Consider the following 21,744-nt stretch of genomic DNA (forward strand, 5'->3'; position numbering starts at 1 on the left):
GGGGGGTCAGATCCTCTCTTGGACGATAAGCGCCGCGAAGGGGGGGAGATAGCCGAGGCTGGCGTCGTTTTCGGCGACCAGCACGGTGCCTTCGGCGGCGATTTCGACAGGCCATGCGACGGCCTGGTTGCTCATGTTGATCACGACCAGCACCGCACAGCGTTCGTGGCGGCGACGCGCGACGAGCAGCGCGGCATCGGCATGCAGCACATCGAAGCTGCCGTGGCGCAGGGCCGGGGTTTCGCGGCGCAGCTTGAGCAGGCGGCTGGTGAGTGCCAGCATCGAGGCGGGATCACCCTCCTGCCGGTCGACCGCGCGGGCGAGGTTCTCGTCGCCCAGCGGCAGCCACGGCGCCGGGCCGGCGGTGAAACCACCCATCGCGCTTTGCGCCTGCCACGGAAGCGGGGTGCGTGCGCCGTCGCGCGACAGCGTCAGCGGCCAGTTGGCGATCGCCTCGGGGTCCTGCAGCAGCTCGAACGGGATGTCGACCTGCGTGAGGCCGAGTTCCTCGCCCTGGTAGACGATGATGTTGCCGCGCAGCGAGGCGAACAGCACCGCCTTCATCCGCGCATAGGCATCACGCGTCTCGGGCGTGGTCCAGCGCGACAGCGCGCGGGGCGCGTCGTGGTTCTCGAAGGCCCAGCTCGGCCAGCCCATGCCCTCTTCGTCGGGCCACTTGGACAGCACGTCGCGCACCATCACCGGGGTCACTTGCGGGGCATAGAGGAAGTCGAAGCCATAGGCGCTGTTAAGCCGGCTTTCGCCTTGCGTGAACGCCTTCATCTCGGTTTCGGCGAGGTCGCCGCCGACTTCGGCGACGGTGAACACCGCGCCATAGCTGTCGCACAGCGCGCGGATGCGCTCGATGAAGCCGACGATGTTGGGGTGCGACTGGTTGTAGATCTTGAGCTGGTAGTCGAACGGGCGCGTGCGGCGGCGGCCGTCCTCGGGCGCGGGCGGATTGTCGCGCAGGGCGGGGTCATGCATCAGGAAGTTGAGCGCGTCGATGCGGAAACCGTCGACCCCGCGATCGAGCCAGAACTTCATGACGCCGAGCAGCGCTTCCTGCACGTCGGGGTTGTGCGCGTTGACCTGCGGCTGTTCGGCCAGGAAGTTGTGCAGGTAGTATTGGCAGCGGCGCGCGTCCCAGCGCCAGGCCGGGCCACCGAACACCGACTGCCAGTTCGACGGCGGCGAGCCATCGGGCTTGGGATCGGCCCAGACGTACCAGTCGGCCTTGGGGTTGTCGCGGCTCTGCCGGCTTTCCACGAACCAGGGATGCAGATCGGAGGTGTGGGCATAGACCTGGTCGATCGTGACCTTGAGATCGAGCGCATGGGCGCGTTCGACCAGCGCGTCGAAATCGGCCAGCGTGCCGAACACCGGATCGACGTCGCAGTAGTCGGACACGTCGTAGCCGAAGTCGCGCATCGGCGACTTGAAGAACGGCGAGATCCAGATCGCGTCGGCACCGAGCCGCGCGACGTGGTCGAGCTTTTCGGTGATGCCGGCCAGGTCACCCACCCCGTCCCCGTTGGAATCGGCGAAGCTGCGCGGATAGATCTGGTAGATCGCGGCGCCATGCCACCAGGGAAGATCGGCGGCCGGCGAAGCCAGGGGCTGGGTCGCGGGCGCGAAGGAGGGGCTGAGCTGGGTCATTGGCCTTGCTTGGAAGAAGAAGTGGGAAGGACGCGGCACACCACGCTGCCATAGGCTGGCAGGTCAAGCACCAACGAACCGGGTGCGAATACGGTTGCGGGACATTGTCCCCACAGGCTTTCGAGGGCCGTGGCATCGGTGCCGATGGTGGTCGCGGCGTGGATCGGCTGGCTGGAGGTGTTGAAGGCGACGAGGTATTCGGCGCCGGTGGCAGGATCGAAGCGCGAGACGCTGAACAGACCCGGCTTCTCGCCGTAGCCACGCGTCAACTGACGCCCGCGGGCGAGCGCGGGATGCGCGGCGCGCAGGGCGTTGAGGCGGGTGATCGTGGCGTAGAGCGGGTTGTCAGTGGCGAAATTGGCCTGCGCCGTGGTGCGGGTGGTGCCCAGCAGCGGCTGGTCGTTGTAACTCGCAACCTTGCTGGCGAACATGTCCTGGCGCGCGGCCTGGTCGTTGCCGTGGCCGATCATGCCCTGTTCGTCGCCGTAATAGACCACCGGGCTGCCGCGCAGGGTCAGCAGCATGACATGGGCCAACTGCGTGCGGGCCAACAGGTCGGCCGGGGCGATGCCGGGCTTGTCGTGCTCCACCAGGAAGGCGAAGCGCCCGACGTCGTGATTGTCGACGAAGGTCGGCTGCGCCAGCGCGGCTTCCTCGCCGCCCTGGTACAGCACGTCGCCGTCGAACAGGTCGGCGAGCACGTCGGTGCCCTTGTCCTGCGCCAGCACGGCGCGCACCGCGGCGTGGAACGCGAAGTCCAGCACGTGGGGATAGCCGTCGCGGCGCGTGAAGCGGGCGATGTAGCCGTTGTCGGGGTTTTCGCGCGCGACTTCGCCGAAGATGGTGAAGTTGGGAATGCCCTCGCCCCGCGCCACGTCCTGCATGGCCGGGATGAAGGCCTGCCAGAAGCCGGGATCGACATGGCGCGCGGTGTCGATGCGATAGCCGTCGACATGGAACTTGCGGATCCAGTCGGCATAGATCGCGATCATCCCGGCGCGCACGCGCGGGTTCTCGGTGAACACGTCGTCGAGGCCGCTGAAGTCGCCGAAGCGGCTGTTCTCGCCGCTGAACGTGCTGTCGCCGCGGTTGTGATAGTAGATCGGGTTGTTCAGCCAGTCGGGCGTCTTGGCGTGTTCCTCGCCCTTGGGCACGAACGGGGTATAGGCATAGCCCGGATCGGTCAGACGCGCGAAGTTCGCCTCGCTCGCGTCCTCGTCGCCGGCAAACCCCTCGTTAATCGCCTGGCCGGTGAGGCCGAGCTTGCGGCTGTAGGGATAGTCGGCCTTGCTGCGATAGGGTGCCGAGGTTCCGGCGGGCACTTCGCGGTACTGGATCACGTCGGCGGTATGGTTCGCGACGATGTCCATGTAGACCTTGAGCCCACGCGCATGGGCGGCGGCAACGAAGGCGGCGAATTCGGCATTGGTGCCGAAGTGCGGGTCGACCTGCGTGAAGTCGGTGATCCAGTAGCCGTGGTAGCCGGCGCTTTCCTGGCCGGGCGCGCCCTGCACGGGCTTGTTCTTGAAGATCGGCCCGACCCAGACCGCGGTGAAGCCCATGCCCTTGATGTAGTCGAGCTTCTGCGTCAGCCCCTTGAGGTCGCCGCCATGATAGAAGCCCTTGTCCGCGGGATCGAAGCCGGTGGTCAGACGGCCGCCCTTGAGACCGCCGGTGTCGTTGCGCGCATCGCCGTTGGCGAAGCGGTCGGGCAGCACGAAATAGATGGATTCGCCCGCCGCGGTGCGTGCGGCGACCGGGCTGGCGGGAGCAGCAGCAGTAGCAGAAGAAGCGGCGGTCGGCGCGGGATCGTCGGCGTGCGCGGGCAGCGCGGTCATCATGGTGCCGGCGAGCGCCAGCGCGAGCGTGCGGGAAAGCATGCGGGGGATCATGCGGCAAGTCCTTGAATGGCGGGGGCGGGGCAATGCCGCGCGATGTAGTCCGCATGGGCGGGGTAGGCGGCGACTTCGCGGGTGTAGAGCGTGTGCAGCGTGTCGAGCCAGCCGGCGAGATCCTCGGCCGGCACCGCCTCGGCCAGCGCGTGGCTGGTCTCGGGCACGATGCCCTGGCCGACCAGCACCTGCAGCCAGCCCACTTCGCTGAACAGGTCGGCGCTGTCGCGGAAAAGGTGCCCGCCGGCGCGGAACAGGTCGATCTTTTCGGACAGGCTGTCGGGCAGCGTCATGGCGCGGCAGGCCTGCCAGAACGGTTCGGGGCGCTCGTTGGCCCAGTAGTGGAGGACGATGAAGTCGCGGATGCGCTCCATCTCGTCGGCGGACTGGCGATTGAACGCGGCGCGGATCGCGGGCGCGGCCCGGCGCGTGGGGGCAAAGGCCATGATCCGGGCGATCATCGACTGGATCAGGTGGATCGAGGTGGATTCGAGCGGCTCGAGGAAACCGCCCGCAAGGCCTACGGCGATCACGTTGTTGACCCACACGCGGCGCCGCCGCCCGGTGGTGAAGCGGATCACGCGCGGATCGGCGAGCGGCTTGCCGTCGAGATGGGCGAGCAGGCCCTCGGCGGCTTCGTCGTCGCTGGTGAAAGCGGTGCAATAGACGCGCCCGTTGCCGGTGCGGTGCTGCAGCGGAATGCGCCACTGCCAGCCCACGGCATGCGCGGTCGAGCGGGTATAGGGGGTAAGCGGGGCGACGCGCGCGCAGGGCACGGCGACCGCGCTGTTGGCGGGGAGCAGGTGCGACCAGTCCTCGAACCCGGCGTGAAGCGTCTGCTCGATCAGCAGGGCGCGCAGGCCCGAGCAGTCGATGAACAGGTCGCCGCCCACGCATCGCCCGTCGGCGAGGCGCACCGCGGTGACATCGCCGCTGCCGCCGTCCTGCTGAACCTCGGTGATCGTGCCTTCGTGGCGGATCACGCCCTTGCCTTCGGCAAACCGGCGCAGGAAGCCGGCGTAGAGGCCGGCATCGAAATGGAAGGCGTGCGGCATCTGCGGCACGTTGCGGTTGGTCAGCGGGGCGCCGTCGTGCATCGCGCCGGCGCGGGCGGCCAGGTCGTTGAGGGCGTAGTCGCCCAGCGGCCGGGCCAGGCCGAGGCGATGCGCGCGCGACCAGAAATGGCGGAAGGCGCCGAGGCCGATGTCGCGACCGACATCGCCGAAGGCGTGAATGTAGCTGTGCCCGGGACGCAGCCAGCCGGCAAATTCGATGCCCAGCTTGAAGGTCGCCTGGGTGGCGCGGATGAATGCGTTCTCGTCGATGCCCAACGCCTGGTTGAACATGCGGATCTGGGGGATGGTGGCCTCGCCGACGCCGACGGTGCCGATCGCCTCGCTCTCGACCAGATGGATCGCGGTCGAGTCCCCGAGGAAATGGCCGAGCGCCGCGGCGGTCATCCAGCCGGCCGTGCCGCCACCGACGATGACGATGGAACCCGACGGCGTGATCGAACCGGATTGCGTCTGGTGCGGTTGCGTCTGGGTCATGGCGCAAGGTTCCCTGTTGCGATGCGGGACGAACTTGGCAGGGGAGGGGCGGGCGGTCCAGCCATGAACCGCCCGCACCCCGAGGGAACCGCTTAGAGCTTGTAGCTCACGGTCAGGTAGAAGTCGCGACCGTAGCGCTGGTAGTCGATGACCTGGCGCGGATCGTTGTTCTGGTAAGTGATGAACGGACGGTCGGTCAGGTTCTTGGCCTGGAACATCACCGACAGGCCGGCCAGCGACGAACCCGGCTGGAATTCGTAACCGATCTGCGCGTCGAGGATGCCTTCCGACTTGGCGGTGCGGTAGGTCGGGTTGGCCGACAGACCGGCCACTTCGGCCAGGAAGCTCGAACGGAAGCGATAGTTGGCGCGCGCCTGGAAGCCATACTTTTCATAGTAGAGCGAGGCGTTGGCCACCCAGTCCGACAGGCCCGGCAGGGTGATCGGATCGTTGGGGTTCTTCGCAAAGGTGATCCGGCTGTCGGTGTAGCTGCCGCTGCCGAAGAAGCCGAAGCCGTCGAGTGCCGGGGTGAACAGGCCGAACGGCAGCGAGACCGTCAGTTCCGCACCCTTGATGGTGCCCTTGCCGGTGTTGCCAGGCGCGGTGACCGGACCGACGGTGGTCGCGATCTGGTTGCGGATGGCAGCCGGGAGGCTGGCGACAACCGAGGCGAAGTCATAGGCGTACGAGTTGTTCGGATCGACGAAGTCGGTCAGACGCTTGAAGTACAGCGCACCCGAGATGTAGCCGCCCTTGGCGAAGTAGTGCTCGGCCGAGAAGTCGATGTTGGCCGAACGGTACGGACGCAGCAGGGCGTTGCCGCCGTTGGAGCTGAAGAACGGACGCGTCGGGTCGGTCGAACCGATGTTCGTCGGGTTGATCGAGAACTCCTGGTTCACGCGCTCCTGGTCGAGGCGCGGGCGGACCATGGTGAGCGAGCCGGCGAGCTTGAGGTACGTGGCGTTCGACACCTCGAGGGCGAAGTTCGCGCTGGGCAGCACGTTCCAGTAGCGGGCGCCGCCGCTGGCCGGGGTGACGATCACGTTGCCGGTGGTCGCGTCGAAGTTCGAGAGCGAGCCGACCGACTTCTGGTCGGTGTAGATGCCCTGGACGCCGACGGTGCCGGTCAGGTGCTTGCCGGCAAGGTCGCCGTCGAGCTTGACCATGGCATAGCCGGTCCAGACCTTCTCGCGAACCGAGTTGTCACGCACCAGCGAGACCGGACGGTTGTCGTACACCGAGTTATACGCGTTGTTGTACAGGTACATCGGGTCGAGCGCGAGCATCCGCGGCACGCCGAGGTAGGCGAGCGGAACGGTGCCGATGACCGCAGCCTGCGGGATCGGGGCAAAGGTGGTGGTGCCGCTGCCCGGGGTGCAGCCGGTGCCGCCGCCCTTGGGGCACAGGAAGTACGACGTGAACGCCGAGGTCTTCTTGCGGTAGCTGTAGTTGCCGCCGATTTCCCAGCCCTTGAGCAGGCCCATGCCCGAGATTTCGCCGTCGAGGCTGGCGCGCAGCGCGAGCAGGTCGTCCTTGAAGCTGGGCTTGTTGAGGAAGCCGGCCTGGACCACGGCGGTCGTGCCGTTGTAGCCCCAGCCACGCGGATCGGTCAGGCCGAAGTTGGCGGGGTTGCCGTAGTCGAGCGTGGGCACGATGTCGAAGGTGCCGTTGCCGTTCTGCGTGATGTGCAGCGTGTCGCGCTGGCCGGCGTTGAGGTAGCCGGTGCCCGAGTAGTTCTCGAGCAGGAAGTCGGTGCGCTTGGCGTGGCTGTAGCTGGCGTCGAGCGTCAGGTGCGTGCCTTCGCCCACGCCGATCACGTTGTTCCAGCCCACCGAGAAGTTGTCGGCGTCACGCTGGTTGAGGTCGTTGCGCATCACCGCCTTGACGTTGGTGATCGTGGCGTCGGTGACGAAGCCGTTGTTCACCTTGTAGCCCGGCTGGATCACCGTGGTGTCGTTGCCCGGCAGGCCCGACCAGTCGGGGAAGATCGGGAATTCGATCCCGCGCAGGTGCTGCGTTTCCTTGAACTTCGAATAGAGCACGTCGAGGGTCGAGTGCCAGTTGTCGTTCGGCTGGTATTCGAGCGTGGCGACCGCACCATAGCGCTTGAGCACGTTCGACTGGACGTAGGGCTTGGCACCGCCGAGCATGAGCGTCTTGCCGTCGGCGAGGGTCGGGAAGCCCCAGGCGTTGTAGCGCTCGTCCTGCGACGGGGTCTGCGTGGCCGAGAGACCGATCGCGATGCCGAAGGTGTCGTTGGCGAACTTGTCGACGTAGGTCGCCGAGGCGCGGTAGCCGTAGCGCTCGCCATCGGGGTTGAGCTTCTTGAGGCCGTTCATCTGGCCGCGCAGCTGCACGGCGATGACGCGGTCGGCCTGGGCCAGCGGGCGCAGCATGCGAAGGTCCACGGTGCCCGAGATGCCGGCGGCGATCAGCGAGGGATCGGCGGCCTTGTGCACGACGACGTTCTTGAAGAATTCCGACGGGTACTGGTCGTACTCGACGCCGCGGTTGTCGCCAACGGTGACCTGTTCGCGGCCGTTGAGCAGCGTGGTCGAGAAGTCGGGGCCGAGGCCGCGGATCGACAGGCGCTGGTCGCGACCTTCGAGGCGCTGCGCGGTCACGCCGGGGAGGCGGGCCAGCGAGTCGGCGATCGACACGTCGGGCAGCTTGCCGATGTCTTCGGCCGAAACGGCTTCAACGATGGCGATCGAGTTGCGCTTGATCGAGGCCGAGGCGTTCAGCGATGCGCGGATACCCGAGACGACGATGGCGCCCGAGTCATCGGGGGCTGCAGCGTCGGCGGCGGGGGCAGCCGGCGCGGCGGTCTGGGCCATCGCCGGACCTGCGGCGATGACGGTCGCAAGCGCGACCAGCGAGCAGCCGAAGCGGCCCGCATAAAATGCGTGATGTGCCATGGTACCTTCCACTCCCCCAGCCGGACATTGCGCCGGCTACGAACCTTGCCCGATATCCGGGCCAATACGAGGCGAGACCCGTCCGCTGTCTTGTGTCGACATCACGGATTCCACCGGCTCTCGCTGCCTCCAGATACGGGGAAGCGGGGGTCTCGCGAATACGACATACGTATGCTATGCAAGACGTTCGCCGATGCAGCATTAAATAACCTATTGATTTATATAGCTCTTAATCGTGCGGTTAACGCTATCGTCGCGCGGATTTGCGTCGAACATTGCATGATATAGATATTATGCGTAATTTCGGGCCTTGTTACAGACGCAGGAGCCGCGCCTTGGGCCGCAAGCCATCCAACAAGCCGACAAGTTTCGAGATCGCCTATCTCGCCGGTGTCTCGCAGCCGACCGTCAGCCGGGCGCTGCGCGGCAGCAAATCGGTGAGCAAGGAGACGCGCGAGAAGATCGAGGCGATCGCCCGCCAGCTCAATTATACGGTCGACAAGAACGCCTCGTCCTTGCGGACGCAGCGATCGAATACGCTGGCGCTGCTGTTCTTCGAGGATCCGACCCCGGACGAATCCAACATCAATCCGTTCTTCCTCTCGATGCTGGGCTCGATCACCCGGCACTGCGCGGCCAAGGGCCTGGACCTGCTGGTGTCGTTCCAGAAGCTCGAGGACGACTGGCACCGTCGCTACCAGGAAAGCCACCGCGCCGACGGGCTGATCCTGCTCGGCTATGGCGACTATACGCTGTATGAAAGCCGGCTGCGGCAACTGGTCAAGGCCGGCACGCATTTCGTCCGGTGGGGGTCGGTCGATGACGGGACGATCGGCGCCACCGTGGGATCGGACAATTTCGGCGCCGGGCGGCTGGCGGGCGAGCACCTTATCGCGCGTGGCCGCCGCCAGATCGCGTTCCTGGGCCAGGCCGACAGCCATTATCCTGAATTCCAGCAGCGCCATGCCGGCCTGCTCAAGGCCATGGCCGCCGCCCGGCTGAGCCAGGACCCCGCGCTGGTGGTGGACGCGATCAGCTCCGAGGAATCGGGTCATCATGCCGCGCGGACGCTGCTGGCGCGCGGGGTGTCGTTCGATGCGATCTTCGCGGCAAGCGACCTTATCGCGATCGGTGCGCTGCGCGTTCTCTCCGAGGCCGGGCTGTCCGTGCCCGAGGACGTCGCGATCGTCGGCTTCGACGACATTCCCGCCGCCGGCTTCGCCAATCCGCCCCTGACGACGATGGTGCAGGACATCCGTCTGGCCGGCGAGGCGCTGGTCGAGAACGTCCTGGCCCAGGTCGAGGACCGGCAGGCGCCGCCGGCGGTCCTGCCGACGCGACTGGTGGTGCGGGCGAGTTCGGGCGGGTAGGGTGAGGGTGGCTTGGACGAATTCGAATGGCTGCTTTCGCCCAGTTGCAGACCTTCCCGACTTGCAGGATCCTGGTTCCATGAAACAAAAGACAGAGGCGGAGTTGCAGCTAGAGGTAAGGCGGCACACAATTGGCAACCGTGCCGAAATTGAAGCCAGCAAATATGCGGGTTGCCTGAATTGCTGCGCCGTGTTCGCCGCTATCCAAGTCAATAGCTGGCGGGACGAATGGACCTCGCCAGAGAAACGGAACAGGGTCAAACGCTGGACCGGGCAATGCCCGAGTTGTGGTGAGCCTGCTGTCATTGGTAGCGGCTCCGGACTACTCGAAGACCAGAGCTACTTGCCTGTTGTGCATGAGCTTTTAAAGCGATTTTGAAGAAGTGGGCGCAACGGCAGCTAACCACCAATTCAGGCCCATTCCCTCGTCATTCCCGCGTAGGCGGGAATCCAGTTTCGGGCTGGCGTTAAAGACCGGGCCGCAGCCCTTCTCGTGCGGTAGCTACTGGATTCCCGCCTGCGCGGGAATGACGAGGTTGAGGCGGCAAAGGCAGCTTCCCACCCAATCCCAGTCGTTCTCTCAACCGCTGAATTGGTCCACGCAGACCAGGCTCGTTTATGCCGCCACTACCCCCCGACCCCCTCCTGTGAAGAGGAGGGGGTGGGGTGGTGGAAGCATTGATCTGCCATGTTACGCATAGCATTCGTATGCGTATCGCCGACTGCGAAGGATTGCCGCATCGCCGGCCGACAAGCAGGGCAAGAGAGGATGCCATGACCGTGACGAATAACCCGGGCCACCCTGGCAACCCGGCCCAGCCTGGGAAGCCGGCCCAAAGCTTCTGGGGCCTGTGGAACACCAGCTTCGGCTTCTTCGGTATCCAGCTGGCCTTCGCCCTGCAGAATGCCAATGTCAGCCGCATCTTCCAGGCGCTGGGCAGCAAGGTCGACGATCTCGCCTTCCTGTGGATCGCCGGGCCGGTGACCGGCCTCATCGTCCAGCCGCTGATCGGGCACTGGTCGGATCGCACCTGGGGCCGTTTCGGGCGCAGGCGGCCTTATTTCGTGGCCGGCGCCGTGCTCGCCGCGCTGGCGCTGTTCGGACTGCCCAACACCTCGTTGCTGCTGGTGGCGGCGCTGTTCCTGTGGCTGCTCGATGCCTCGCTCAATGTCGCGATGGAGCCGTTCCGCGCCTTCGTCGGCGACATGACGCCGCCGCACCAGCGCGCGCAGGGCTTTGCGCTGCAGACCTGGTTTATCGGCGCCGGGGCCGTGCTCGGCAGCTTGGCGCCGATCGCGTTCAAGGCCATGGGCATCGCCAATACCGCGCCCGAAGGCACGATCCCGCCGTCGGTGCGCTATAGCTTCTATCTGGGGGCAGCGGCGATGGTCGCGGCGGTGGCGTGGACGGCGTGGCGGGTCAAGGAATACAGCCCCGGCGAACTCGCCGCGCATGGCGATCCGGGCCACGCTGCCATTCCGACGCACGCACCGCTGGTCTATCCGCCGCGCGGGCCGCTGTGGCTGGCGGGCGGGCTGGTCCTGCTCGCACTCGTCGCCGCGCTCGGGCTCGACCAGCAGCTCTATGTGCTGGGCGGCGGGCTGGTGGCGTTCGGGCTGCTGCAGATCGTGGTGCGGGCACGGGCCAGCACCGGCACGCTGGCGCAGATCGTCAGCGACCTTGCGCAGATGCCGCGCGCGATGCGCCAGCTGGCGCTGGCGCAGTTCTTCACCTGGGTCGCGCTGTTCATCCTGTGGATCTACACCACGCCCGTCGTCACGCGCGAGGTGTTCCACGCCACCGATACCAGCGGCGGCGCCTATAACGCCGGCGCGGACTGGGTCGGCGTGATGTTCGCCTTCTACAATGGCGTGGCCGCGCTGGCCGCCTTCGCGCTGCCCGTCCTGGCGCGCCGCATCGGCAACGTGCGCACGCACATGGTCGGGCTGGGTGCCGGTGCGCTGGCCTTCCTGCTGCTGATGGTGATCCGCGACCAGACGCTGCTGCTGGTGCCGATGGCGCTGGTCGGCGTGGCCTGGGCCTCGATCCTGGGCATGCCCTACGTGATCCTGACGCGCGTGCTGCCGCCGGCCAAGTTCGGCATCTACATCGGCCTGTTCAACCTGTTCATCGTCGTGCCGCAGCTGATCGTCGCCACGGCCATGGGCGGGATCATGCGCAGCTTCTTCCCCGGCGAGCCGAAGTGGACGATGGCGGTGGCCGCGGTGGTCATGGCCGGCGCGGTACTGGCCATGGCGCGCGTGCGCGAGGAAGAGGGCGCCTGAAGCGGGGCCTGAAGCGGAGGGAGCGGCGCGCTCAGCCGAGCGCGTAGCCGCTCCATGCCTTGACCGGGCGGATGATGAAGCTGGTGTGCATCACGCTGACGCCCGGCAGCCGCGCCAGGCAATCGCGGTGCAGCCGGTCATAGTCCGCCATGTCGCGCGCGGCGATCCGCAGGCGATAGTCCGCCGCGCCCGACATCAGGTAGCATTCGAGAATGTCGGGAAAGTCGAGCGTCGCCGCCTCGAACTTCTCCATTGCCTCGCGGCTCTGGTTGTCGAGCGTGATGTCGATCAGCGCATGGAGGTTGAGGCCGACCTGCGCCGGATCGATCCGCGCGCCATAGCCGGTGATCGTGCCCGCTTCCTCGAGCGCGCGCATGCGGCGATGGCAGGCCGAGCTGGACAGCCCGATGCGTTCTGCCAGTTGGGCCAGCGAGGCGTGCGAATCCGCCTGGAGTGCGGCGAGGAGCTTGCGGTCGATACGATCCATCGCCGCGCTCTAGCGCAAAATCCTGCCGGGTGAAGCGCCTTTTGCGAAAAGCCTTGTCCGGTTTTACGCAATGGCGCAGCGTTCAGCGCGAATAACCCGGCGGTGGCGGTGCCTGGCGATTGCTGCGCGCGGCCATCAGCGCGATCGCGGCATCGAGCGTGTCGCCATCGATCGCGCCGTCGACCAGGATCGTCTCGCCGGTCACGTTGTTGCGCACAGCGACCGCGGGGGTGCCCTGCACGGTGGCGCGCTCCGCCGCGTCGCCCTCGGCCACGAGGCGGTCGAGCGTATCCTTGCTGCGGGTGCAGGCCTCGACTGCCTTGCCGTCGGCTGCGCCCGCGGCGGTCGCCACGTCGACCACGGCGGCGCGGCCACGCTGCGCTTCGCCCGGCAGGCCGCGGCCATTGCCGCCGGTCTGCGCGAAGTAGGCGTTGACGAACTTGTAGTAGGCCTGTGTTCCGCCTTGGTCCGCGACGCAGAGCGCGGCCATCCCGGCGATCACCGCCGCCGCGCCGTGGAAGGGCAGGGGCAGCATGCGCAGCGCGAGATTGGCTCGGCCGTTGGCGCGCGCGATCGCGGCATCGGGAACGCCGGCGAACTGCTTGCAATAGGGGCATTCGGGATCGGACCAGACCACCACGCTGACCGGCGCATCGGCAGGGCCGAGCACGCGATCCTGCTTGAGCAGCGCGCCGACGTCGGGCGCGGTGCGCCAGGGGGCGGGGATGTCGGGCAGGGCGGCCGCACCCGATGGCGCAGGCGCCGCCATGGCTCCGTTGGGCGCGAGGGCCAGCGTCAGGGCACCGGCGGCCAGGGCGGCGGCGGATGCGAGGGCGCGAAAATTGGGGCGCATGCAGGATCCTCGGGCGCAGAGAAACGAAGGGCGGCCTGCTTCGCGCAAAGCCGGTCCGGCGGCAAGCCATACTGCAAGCCATACCGCCGGACTTTTGCATTTTGCCCGGGCCACCTGTAGGAGCGCTTAATATATACCGCGGAATACAGCCGCCCATTCCTGCCCGAGGTTCGCCATGCGCCCGCCCGCCGGGCGCTATGGCAAGACCGCGCTGCAGCGGCTGGGCGCGTGGCCGCAGGTTGCGGGCCAAGTCGCGCGGGCCGAGAACGTGCGCGCCGCGCTGGCGCTGGTCGCGCGCGGCGCCGCGCCGCTGGGCGTGGTCTATGCGACCGACGCGCGGGCCGAGCCGGGGGTGCGGATCGTCGGGGTGTTTCCCGCCGGCAGCCATCCGCCGATCACCTATCCGCTCACCCGGCTGACCACCGCCACCAGCCCCGATGCCGAGCCGTTCCGCCGCTTCCTGCTCTCGGCCGAGGGCAAGGCGATCTTCCGCCGCTTCGGCTTCGTCGCGCACTGAGCGGCGCCATGCTGTTGAGCGCAGGGGAATGGGGCGTCGTCGCCCTCTCGGCCAAGGTCAGCGCGGTGGCGATCGCGGGCACGCTGCCGGTCGCGTTCGTGCTGGCGCTGGCCTTGGCGCGCGGGCGGTTTCGCGGGCGGGTGCTGCTCGACGCACTAGTCCACCTGCCGCTGGTGCTGCCGCCGGTGGTGATCGGCTGGATGCTGCTGATCGCCTTCGGGCCGTCGGGGCCGGTCGGCGGCTGGCTCGAGCGCCTGTTCGGAGTCTCGCTGCTGTTCCGCTGGACCGGCGCGGCGCTGGCCGCCGGGGTCATGGCGCTGCCGCTGATGGTCCGCGCGATCCGTCTCTCGCTCGAGGCGGTCGACCCCCGGCTCGAGGCGGCGGCGCGCACGCTCGGCGCCGGGCGATGGAGCACGTTCCGGCGGATCACCCTGCCGCTCTCGCTGCCCGGCATCGTCGCCGGCGCGGTGCTCGGCTTCGCGCGCTCGCTGGGCGAGTTCGGCGCGACGATCACCTTCGTGTCCAACATCCCCGGCGAGACGCAGACCCTGCCGCTGGCGATCTATGCCGCGCTGCAGGTGCCGGGCGGCGACGCCACGGTCTGGCGGCTCGCGCTGATCGCGGTGGCGCTGTCGCTGCTGGCGCTCGTCGCCTCCGAACTGCTCGCCCGCCGGCACGGAGGCACGCGCGCGCATGTCCTTTGAGTGCGACATCACCCTGCGCCGGGGCGGGCGCGACATCGCCGCGCACTTTGCCAGCAGCGGCGGCGTCACCGCGCTGGTCGGGCCGTCGGGGCAGGGCAAGACCAGCACGCTCGACGCCATCGCCGGCCTGCTGCGCCCCGAGCGCGGGCGCATCGCGGTGGGCGGCGTCACCCTGTTCGACCGCGCCCGCGGCATCGACCTCGCGCCCGAGGCGCGCGCGGCGGGCTACGTCTTCCAGGACCTGCGGCTGTTCCCCCACCTGACCGTGCGCGACAACCTGCTGTTCGGCTGGCGCCACGCCCCGCCCGAGCGCCGCCGCTTCACGCTGGACGAGATGGCGGACTTCCTCGGCATAGCCCCGCTCCTCGCCCGCCGCCCGCGCAGCCTCTCGGGCGGCGAGGCCCAGCGCGTCGCCATCGGCCGCGCATTGCTCTCCGGCCCGCGCTTCCTGCTGATGGACGAACCCCTCACCGCCCTCGACCCCGCCCGCCGCGACGCGGTGATCGGCCTCATCGCACGCATCCGCGACACCTTCGCGCTGCCGGTGCTGATGGTCTCGCACCAGCAGGCGGACGTGGCGCGGCTGGCGGATGTCGTGGTGGAGTTGGGGTGAGGGGGGTGGTTGGGATTGGGACGGTGCTGTCGTTCGCGCGCGACATGTCGGACGACACCTTTTGACAAAAGCTGCCTAGCACGCTGGACCTCAGGACTGACCCTCTGTGAGGAGTTCATGCGATCGGAAACTGCGCCCCGGCTGCGCAGCTGCCCTCGATGGAAATGTCAGGTCCGGCTTGGCGGTCGTCGCTCGGCTGGCCGATCCTCTCGCAATAGTCGAACCATTGCGCCCCGAGCCGGTTGACGAAGTCGACGAGGCCGTCGCCTTCGGCATCGGCGTAGAGCGGCGCCCAGAGAATGCGCCCAAATTCGTCGCCGGGGATGAGGATGTAATGGTTGGTGAGGTAAATCATCGCACGCACCGACGAGTACGAGCCGTTGAGGATGCGCCCCAGCGTCCCCAGCATAAGGCGCGGTGGCAGCTCCCGCAGGTTGTCGTTGATCAGAAGTAGGATGCCTCGGTAGTCGGCGTAGCCCAGATTCTCCTTGGTCGATTTAATCTGGCGGTTCGCCTTTTTAACGACCCGCGCCAGCGGTGCGCGGAAAAGTTCAATAAAGGCCATCAGATATCGAAACGAAACTTTGGGGTCGAGCGATACGGGGCTCTTCTTGTATTTTGCGTAGATTTGGCGATGCACCACCTGCATCTTCGCTTGGAATTGATCGCTGTTGTGGATTGCGGTCTCGAGCGTCTTCATCTCGATGATGACCTTGTCGGCGGGAAAAACATAATCGGCGTTCAGGACGTCGGGGTTCGGATGGAGCGAGTCGATGCGGTACCCGCCGACGCTCTCGACGAAAGCATCGAACGTCTTTTCATCGGCACAACTCTTCATCTGTGCCAGTTCGTCCTCGCTCAGCCATTCGACTCCGTCCTCATCTGTCTTGGGCAATCGGACCTCCGGTGATAGTCGATGGACGGATATCTATTCTTTAGCCGCGCGCGGCGCGGACTCCAAATCTTAGCCCGCCAGCGGGCGGAACAGACAGATCGGCGAAGGAAAATGCGTGAACGAGAATGACGAGTTCGATCTCCAGGCTGTAGTCGACGGCGGCGCATGGGGGCCGGAACCCGCGAAAGACTATCTGAAAAGCCTCGATATGCTCGACAATGTCGTGCGCGAATGCATCTTCGTGTCGCGGCGCTATGCTGGGATCGAAGCGCCCGAAGGCCGCCATTTCTACGCCTCGGTGCTATTCGTCGCGCTAATCACGCGCGGCGTGAGCCTGCTTAATCTCGCGCCCTATTCGCCTTGGGCTGCGAAGAAGATCGAGCATTGGGACTATGCCTCGATGACCGGCGTGGTCCGCACGATGATCGAATTGCGAGCCGCCTTCCATTATCTTTGCGCCGATCCCTGTTCGCAGGACGAGTGGTATTGCCGGTGGAATCTCTTCAATCTTCACGACTGTGTCTCGCGTATCCGGCTGTTCACAGCGCAGAAGAATGATCAGCAAGTCGTCGAGTTAGAGGTGCAAGCCGAGGAACTCCGCGAGCGGCTGCGCACCAATTCATTTTTTCAGGCGCTCGATCCTAAGCAGCACAAGAAGCTGCTGCACGGTCAGACCGCCTATCTCTTCCCGCTCGAAACGTTGATGGAAAAGGCCGGGATGGAAGTCGAGACTTTCCGCATGCTCTACATCCTCTTTTCAACTCATGTTCACGCGCTGCCAATGTCCTTCTACCGCCTCAGCGGCGACAATCCCGAACGCGGACGCGGCCTGCCGAGCTCCGCAGAGGAGGGTTATTCGTCACTCTGTCTGACCCTCGCCGCCACTCTGATCGTTGCGTCGCGCGAAGAGATGCATGCCCTTTTTGATGGGCTCGAGCAGAACCCGGCCTATGTCGCGATGCACCAGGCCGAACGAATGGGCGGCGAGACCGAAGCCGAAACGGACGACGGCGATGCTGAGGCAGGCGCCGACCTGACGATCGGCGAATCCGCATCGGTCGACGTTAGTGAGTACATTCGCATCACCTATACGCGCTTGGCCATCGACGAAATCGCCGTCGTTTATGTGCACCGCCCGAGCGGCGAAACCGTATTCGAAGGCGTAACGTCAGAAATGGGGGGGCTACAGTTTGAAAGCTTCGATCCCTATTATTGGGATGTCAGCGTCGACGGGGCGCCGACGACGCTTGCCGCCTTCGAAAGGATGATCGCGGCCGAATTTCTCATGCGCGTCGACGTCAAAGGGCGGCGCATCCTTTTCAAGACGCGCGCCACGGGCGAAGCCGAGCCGGCTGCCGAGGAGGGAAGGGCAGTGAACGATCAGGGAGCCCAATGATCGAGATACAGCAAATTAGATTATCGTCGTGGTCGAATCCTTCTTCGCTGTTCGCGGGCTGGTGATGGCGCTACATCGGCTTCTATTAGAAGCTGATATTCGCGATACCTCATCTGAGAGACCGGGTCTGGCCAAAAGCTGCCTCCCACGGCCCCCGTCCAATCCGTACCCCTCAAATCTCCAACTGGCTCCCCAGTTCGATCACCCGGTTCGTCGGCAGGCGGAAGAACTGCATCGGGCTTTCCGAGTTGCGCACCATCCAGGCGAACAGCTTCTCGCGCCAGATCGCCATGCCCGGGCGCTTGGAGGCGATGAGGGTCTGGCGGGCGAGGAAGTAGCTGGTCTCCATCGGCTTGAACGGGCCGCCGGCGCGGGTCTCGGCGGCGAGGGCGGCGGGGACGTCCTGTTCGTCCATGAAGCCGATGTGGATGATCATGCGGTAGAAGCCGTGGCCGAGGTCGGTGATCTCGTGGCGCTTGTGCGCGGGCACGTGGGGGACGCCGGCGGTGCGCACGGTGAGGATCACCACGCGCTCGTGCAGGATGTGGTTGTGCTTGAGGTTGTGCAGCAGCGCGGGCGGAATGCCGTCGGCGGTGGAGGCAAGGAACACCGCCGTGCCCTTGACCCGGCGCACGCGCTCGCAGACCGAGCCGAGGAACAGGTCGAACGGCATGGCGTCTTCGGCCAGGCGGTCGCGCAGGATGCGGCGGCCGGTCGCCCAGGTGGTCAGCGCGGTGAAAGTGACCAGCGCGACGAGCAGCGGGAACCAGCCGCCGTCGGGGATCTTGGTGGCGTTCGAGGCGAAGTAGGCGCCGTCGATCACCAGGAAGGTGCCCGTGACCAGCCCGGCGACCAGCGGATGCCACTTCCACACCGCGAAGGTCAGCACGCCGAGCATGCAGGCGGTGATGAACATCGTGCCGGTGACGGCAATGCCATAGGCCGAGGCCAGGTTGCTCGAGGTGCGGAAGGCGAGCACGAGCAGGATGACCATGGCCAGCAGGATCCAGTTGACGACCGGCGCATAGATCTGCCCCGCCGCGCTGGCGCTGGTGTGGAGGATGCGGATGCGCGGCAGGAAGCCCAGCTGCACCGCCTGTTGCGAGACCGAGAACGCGCCCGAGATCACCGCCTGGCTGGCGATGATCGTGGCTAGCGTCGCCAGGATCACCAGCGGCAGACGCGCCCAGTCGGGCGCCATGAGGAAGAACGGGTTCTCGACCAGCGCCGGGTTGCGCAGCAGCAGCGCGGACTGTCCGGCATAGTTGATGAGCAGGCAGGGGAACGCCACCCACAGCCACGCGACCATGATCGCGCGGCGGCCGAAGTGGCCCATGTCGGCATAGAGCGCCTCGGCCCCGGTGACCGCGAGCACGACCGAGCCGAGCGCGAGGAAGGCGAGCAGCGGGTCGAGCGCGAAGAACTTGACCGCGTAGAGCGGGTTGACCGCGAGCAGGATTTCGGGCGCGTGGGCGATGCCGTTGATGCCGAGCAGCGCGATGACCGCGAAATAGACCAGCATGACCGGCCCGAACAGCTTGCCCACCGCTGCGGTGCCGCGCGACTGGATCGCGAAGAGGCCGATGAGGATGGCGATCGAGATCGGCAGGACCAACTCGGCAAAGGCGGGCTGCACCACGGTCAGCCCCTCGACCGCCGAAAGCACCGAGACCGCGGGCGTGATGATCGCATCGCCATAGAACAGCGCGGTGGCGACGATGCCGAGCATGACGGTGAAGGCGGTCCAGCGGCCGGGCTTGAGCTGGCGGCCGATCAGCGCGAGCAGCGCGAGGCTGCCGCCTTCGCCCTTGTTGTCGGCGCGCAGGATGACGAAGACGTACTTGATCGTGACGATCAGCGTCATCGTCCAGAAGATCAGCGAGAGCACGCCGAAGATATGGTCGGGGTCCACCGCCAGCCGGTGATGGCCGATGAAGCTCTCGCGCAGCGAATAGAGCGGCGAGGTGCCGATGTCGCCGAACACCACGCCGATCGCGCCGACGGCGAGCGGCATGAGCTTGCCCTCGTGGTGGGCATCGGGATGGGCCTCATGTTCGGAAGACGGGGCAGGCGTATCGGCGGGGGGCGCGGCGGCAGGCGTCTCGCTGCCGGCGGCGAATTCGGGAAGGCTCGTGGTCATGCTGGCGGCCTATGTCGGAAGCACGTCGGGATGCGACGGAATTTATACGTTCTTTACGGCGATCGGGTTGCAGGCGGGCCGAACGGGCATTGTGGTTTGGGCAGGTTAGGCGGAAGGCGCGGTTTGCGCTCGACAGCCCGCTCCGTGCTTGGCATCCCGCCGGGAATGACGCCCGCTCCGCCCCCGCGCCCGACGCTGCCGTCCGCAGAGCAGGCCGGACAGGCCGATGCGCTGCGCGGCGGGCTGGTATCGGGCTTGATCGCCACGCTGGCGCTGCTCGCCCTCGCCACGCTGGCAGGGCTGGCGCTGGCCGAGCGCGGCGATGTCGCGCCGATCGCGCTGCTCTATCTCGGGCCGGTGATGTTCGCGGCGATCCGGCTGGGGCTGCGGCCGGGGCTGGGCGCCGGGCTGCTGTCCTCGCTCGTCTATACCTACTTCTTTATTCCGCCACGTTTCACGCTGCTGGTGGCCGATCCGGCGCAACTGATCACGCTGGTCGTGCTGCTGGGTGTCGCGCTGGGGGGCAGCCACATGGCGAAGCGGCTGCACGAGCAGGCGCGCTTGGCCGAAGCGCGGGCGGGGCGCGATGCGCTGCTTGCCGGGTTCGCTGGCTCGCTGATGGCGGTGACGCGGGCGGAGGCGCTCTGGGCGTTCCTGGCCAGCGAGATCGCGCGCGTGTTCGACGTGCGCGTGCTGGTGCTGGCGCCGGATGAGGGCGGGGCGCTGGCGCTGGTGGCGGCCGAGCCTGCACAGGAGCGTGCCGACCTGCTCGAGATGGCGGCGGCGCAGTGGTGCTTCGACGGCGGGCGCGCGACGGGGCCGGGCGGACAGGTGCCCACCGCGTCCGAATGGCTGTTCGTGCCGGTGCCGGGGCGCGGCGGGCCGCTGGCGGTGGTCGGTGTTGGCCATCCCGAGGCCGCGATGCCGCTGCACGGCCCGCAACTGCCGCTTCTGGAAAGCCTGCTGGCGCAGACCGGGCTGGCGCTGTCGCGCATGGTGCTCGAAGAGCAGGCCCATGCGCTCGACCGCGTGCAGGAACGCGAGCGGCTGCGCAGCGCGCTGCTGTCCTCGATCGGGCATGACCTGCGCACGCCGCTGACCACCGTGCTGGGCACGCTGCGCGCGCTCCAGCCGCTGAGCGCGGACCAGGCCACCGCGCTGTCGAGCGCACGCGCCGAGGCCGAGCGGCTGGACCGCTTCGTCGCCAACCTGATCGACATGGTGCGGATCGAGACCGGCGCGATCGAGCGCGCGGCCGAGGCGGTGGACCTTGCCGAAGCCTGCGACGCGGCACTCGACCATTTCGCGCCCGGCCTGCTGCGCGGCCGCGTCGCGCTGGCCGTGGCCGACGACCTGCCGCTGGTCATGGCCGACCCGCGCCTGCTGCACCATTGCCTCATCAACCTGATCGACAATGCCGATCGCCACGGCGGGCCGGACGGCACAATCGCGATCGAGGGGCTGGCGCTGGCCGATGGCGGCGTCGAACTGGCGGTGTGCGACCAGGGGCCGGGTGTGCCCGCTGACGAGCGCGAGCGCATTTTCGGGCTGTTCGCACGGATCGAGGGGACCGACCGCACCGGCGGCACCGGGCTGGGGCTGGCCATCGTCAAGGGCTTTGCCGATGCCATGGGTGTCGCGGTGGAGGCGGGCGAGCGCCAGGGCGGCGGCGCGCGGTTCGTGCTGCGCTTTCCCGCCGGCCTGGTGCGCGCGGTGCCGTTGCGTGGGGTGAGCGCATGAACACGGGTGCGGCGGTCCTGGTGGTGGACGACGATCCGGCGATCCGCGCCTTGCTACGCCATACGCTGGAGGGGGCCGGCTACCGCGTGAGCGAGGCGGGCGGCGCGGCCGAGGCGCTGGCGGTGCGCGCGGCCGAGGCCCCGGCGCTGGCGCTGCTCGATCTCGGCCTGCCCGACCGCGACGGGCTGGACATCCTGCCGCAGCTGATCGGCGCCGGGCTGGCGGTCGTGGTGCTGTCCGCGCGCGATGCCACCGCGGAGAAGGTCGCCGCGCTTGATCTCGGGGCGGACGACTACGTGACCAAGCCGTTCGATCCCGAGGAAGTGCTGGCGCGGGTGCGCACCGCCTTGCGCCACCGCGCCCGGCTGGCGGGTGGGCTCGGCGACGCGGAGCGCGCGGCGGCGGCCAGCCTCGTCCGCTTCGGCGATGTCGAGGTCGACCTCGCCGCGCGACAGGTCCGCAAGGCGGGGCACGAGGTCCATCTGGCGCCCAAGGAATACGCGCTGCTGGCCGAATTGGCGCAGCAACCCGGCCGCGTCATCACCCACGCCCAGCTGCTGCGCACCGTGTGGGGGCCGGGGCACGAAGGCGACGTCGAATACCTGCGCGTCGCCGCGCGTGGCATTCGGCGCAAGCTGGAGGGCGACCGTGGCCCCGGCCGCTCCGCGCTGCGCAACGAACCGGGGATCGGCTATCGCCTCGACCTGGCGCGGGACTAACCGGC

Annotated in this window: 16 protein-coding genes and 1 pseudogene; 9 read left to right on the forward strand and 8 right to left on the reverse strand. The window is 67.4% G+C overall.

What is annotated here, in order from left to right:
* Positions 1 to 6 precede the first annotated feature (6 nt).
* From V7Q48_RS04330 to V7Q48_RS04345, 4 genes are all read right to left on the reverse strand, one after another.
* Positions 7 to 1,659 carry an alpha-amylase family glycosyl hydrolase gene (locus tag V7Q48_RS04330; RefSeq protein WP_333836485.1) on the reverse strand — a complete coding sequence of 551 codons (1,653 nt, stop codon included), beginning with the start codon at positions 1,657 to 1,659 and terminating at the stop codon, positions 7 to 9.
* Positions 1,656 to 3,497, reverse strand: coding sequence for an alpha-amylase family glycosyl hydrolase (locus tag V7Q48_RS04335; RefSeq protein ID WP_442947088.1), 1,842 nt, complete (start codon positions 3,495 to 3,497; stop codon positions 1,656 to 1,658). The genes V7Q48_RS04330 and V7Q48_RS04335 overlap by 4 nt, the downstream gene beginning before the upstream one ends.
* Before the next feature lie 50 nt (positions 3,498 to 3,547).
* Complete coding sequence (locus tag V7Q48_RS04340; RefSeq protein WP_333836487.1) at positions 3,548 to 5,101, reverse strand: tryptophan halogenase family protein; 1,554 nt, start codon at positions 5,099 to 5,101, stop codon at positions 3,548 to 3,550.
* A gap of 92 nt (positions 5,102 to 5,193) precedes the next feature.
* Entirely contained in the window at positions 5,194 to 8,019 is a 2,826-nt protein-coding gene (locus V7Q48_RS04345) for a TonB-dependent receptor (RefSeq protein ID WP_333836488.1), read from the reverse strand.
* A gap of 335 nt (positions 8,020 to 8,354) precedes the next feature.
* Between V7Q48_RS04345 and V7Q48_RS04350 the strand changes: the two genes are divergently transcribed.
* The 3 genes from V7Q48_RS04350 (at position 8,355) to V7Q48_RS04360 (ending at position 11,675) form a co-directional block, all read left to right on the forward strand.
* The gene (locus V7Q48_RS04350) at positions 8,355 to 9,389 is read left to right on the forward strand and encodes a LacI family DNA-binding transcriptional regulator (protein WP_333836490.1); all 1,035 of its coding nucleotides are present in this window, start codon (positions 8,355 to 8,357) and stop codon (positions 9,387 to 9,389) included.
* A 79-nt stretch (positions 9,390 to 9,468) separates the two neighbouring features.
* Positions 9,469 to 9,768: a hypothetical protein gene (locus tag V7Q48_RS04355; RefSeq protein ID WP_333836491.1), complete on the forward strand. Its 300-nt coding sequence runs from the start codon at positions 9,469 to 9,471 to the stop codon at positions 9,766 to 9,768.
* A gap of 395 nt (positions 9,769 to 10,163) precedes the next feature.
* The gene (locus tag V7Q48_RS04360; RefSeq protein WP_333836492.1) at positions 10,164 to 11,675 is read left to right on the forward strand and encodes an MFS transporter; all 1,512 of its coding nucleotides are present in this window, start codon (positions 10,164 to 10,166) and stop codon (positions 11,673 to 11,675) included.
* Between the two features lie 31 nt (positions 11,676 to 11,706).
* On the opposite strand, the gene V7Q48_RS04365 is transcribed toward V7Q48_RS04360, so the two are convergent.
* On the reverse strand, positions 11,707 to 12,162 hold the full coding sequence (locus tag V7Q48_RS04365; RefSeq protein ID WP_333836494.1) for an Lrp/AsnC family transcriptional regulator: 456 nt from the start codon (positions 12,160 to 12,162) through the stop codon (positions 11,707 to 11,709).
* Between the two features lie 82 nt (positions 12,163 to 12,244).
* Entirely contained in the window at positions 12,245 to 13,015 is a 771-nt protein-coding gene (locus V7Q48_RS04370) for a DsbA family protein (protein WP_333836495.1), read from the reverse strand.
* Between the two features lie 184 nt (positions 13,016 to 13,199).
* On the opposite strand from V7Q48_RS04370, the pseudogene modA reads away from it, so the two are divergent.
* The 3 genes and pseudogenes from modA to V7Q48_RS04385 all read left to right on the forward strand — a co-directional run.
* Positions 13,200 to 13,532 (forward strand): annotated as a pseudogene (modA, locus tag V7Q48_RS04375) (molybdate ABC transporter substrate-binding protein); the annotation flags it as partial.
* An 8-nt stretch (positions 13,533 to 13,540) separates the two neighbouring features.
* Positions 13,541 to 14,236, forward strand: a complete 696-nt coding sequence (gene modB, locus V7Q48_RS04380) for a molybdate ABC transporter permease subunit (RefSeq protein WP_333836496.1) — start codon at positions 13,541 to 13,543, stop codon at positions 14,234 to 14,236.
* Positions 14,226 to 14,849 carry an ATP-binding cassette domain-containing protein gene (locus V7Q48_RS04385; protein WP_333836497.1) on the forward strand — a complete coding sequence of 208 codons (624 nt, stop codon included), beginning with the start codon at positions 14,226 to 14,228 and terminating at the stop codon, positions 14,847 to 14,849. Before modB ends, V7Q48_RS04385 begins: the two co-directional genes overlap by 11 nt.
* A 115-nt stretch (positions 14,850 to 14,964) precedes the next feature.
* Here the strand turns inward: V7Q48_RS04385 and V7Q48_RS04390 are convergent, their stop codons facing one another.
* The gene (locus tag V7Q48_RS04390; protein WP_333836498.1) at positions 14,965 to 15,744 is read right to left on the reverse strand and encodes a hypothetical protein; all 780 of its coding nucleotides are present in this window, start codon (positions 15,742 to 15,744) and stop codon (positions 14,965 to 14,967) included.
* 115 nt (positions 15,745 to 15,859) lie between these two features.
* On the opposite strand from V7Q48_RS04390, the gene V7Q48_RS04395 reads away from it, so the two are divergent.
* Positions 15,860 to 17,140 (forward strand): DUF5677 domain-containing protein, encoded by a 1,281-nt coding sequence (locus V7Q48_RS04395; protein ID WP_333836499.1) that lies wholly within the window; start codon positions 15,860 to 15,862, stop codon positions 17,138 to 17,140.
* Positions 17,141 to 17,312: 172 nt separating this feature from the next.
* Here V7Q48_RS04395 and V7Q48_RS04400 read toward each other — a convergent pair whose 3' ends face one another.
* Complete coding sequence (locus V7Q48_RS04400) at positions 17,313 to 19,154, reverse strand: potassium transporter Kup (protein WP_333836517.1); 1,842 nt, start codon at positions 19,152 to 19,154, stop codon at positions 17,313 to 17,315.
* A gap of 291 nt (positions 19,155 to 19,445) precedes the next feature.
* Between V7Q48_RS04400 and V7Q48_RS04405 the strand changes: the two genes are divergently transcribed.
* Positions 19,446 to 21,020: a sensor histidine kinase gene (locus tag V7Q48_RS04405; protein WP_333836501.1), complete on the forward strand. Its 1,575-nt coding sequence runs from the start codon at positions 19,446 to 19,448 to the stop codon at positions 21,018 to 21,020.
* Positions 21,017 to 21,739 carry a response regulator transcription factor gene (locus V7Q48_RS04410; protein ID WP_333836502.1) on the forward strand — a complete coding sequence of 241 codons (723 nt, stop codon included), beginning with the start codon at positions 21,017 to 21,019 and terminating at the stop codon, positions 21,737 to 21,739. Before V7Q48_RS04405 ends, V7Q48_RS04410 begins: the two co-directional genes overlap by 4 nt.
* Positions 21,740 to 21,744 lie beyond the last annotated feature (5 nt).

The organism is Novosphingobium sp., from assembly GCF_036803765.1.
Lineage (GTDB): Bacteria > Pseudomonadota > Alphaproteobacteria > Sphingomonadales > Sphingomonadaceae > Novosphingobium.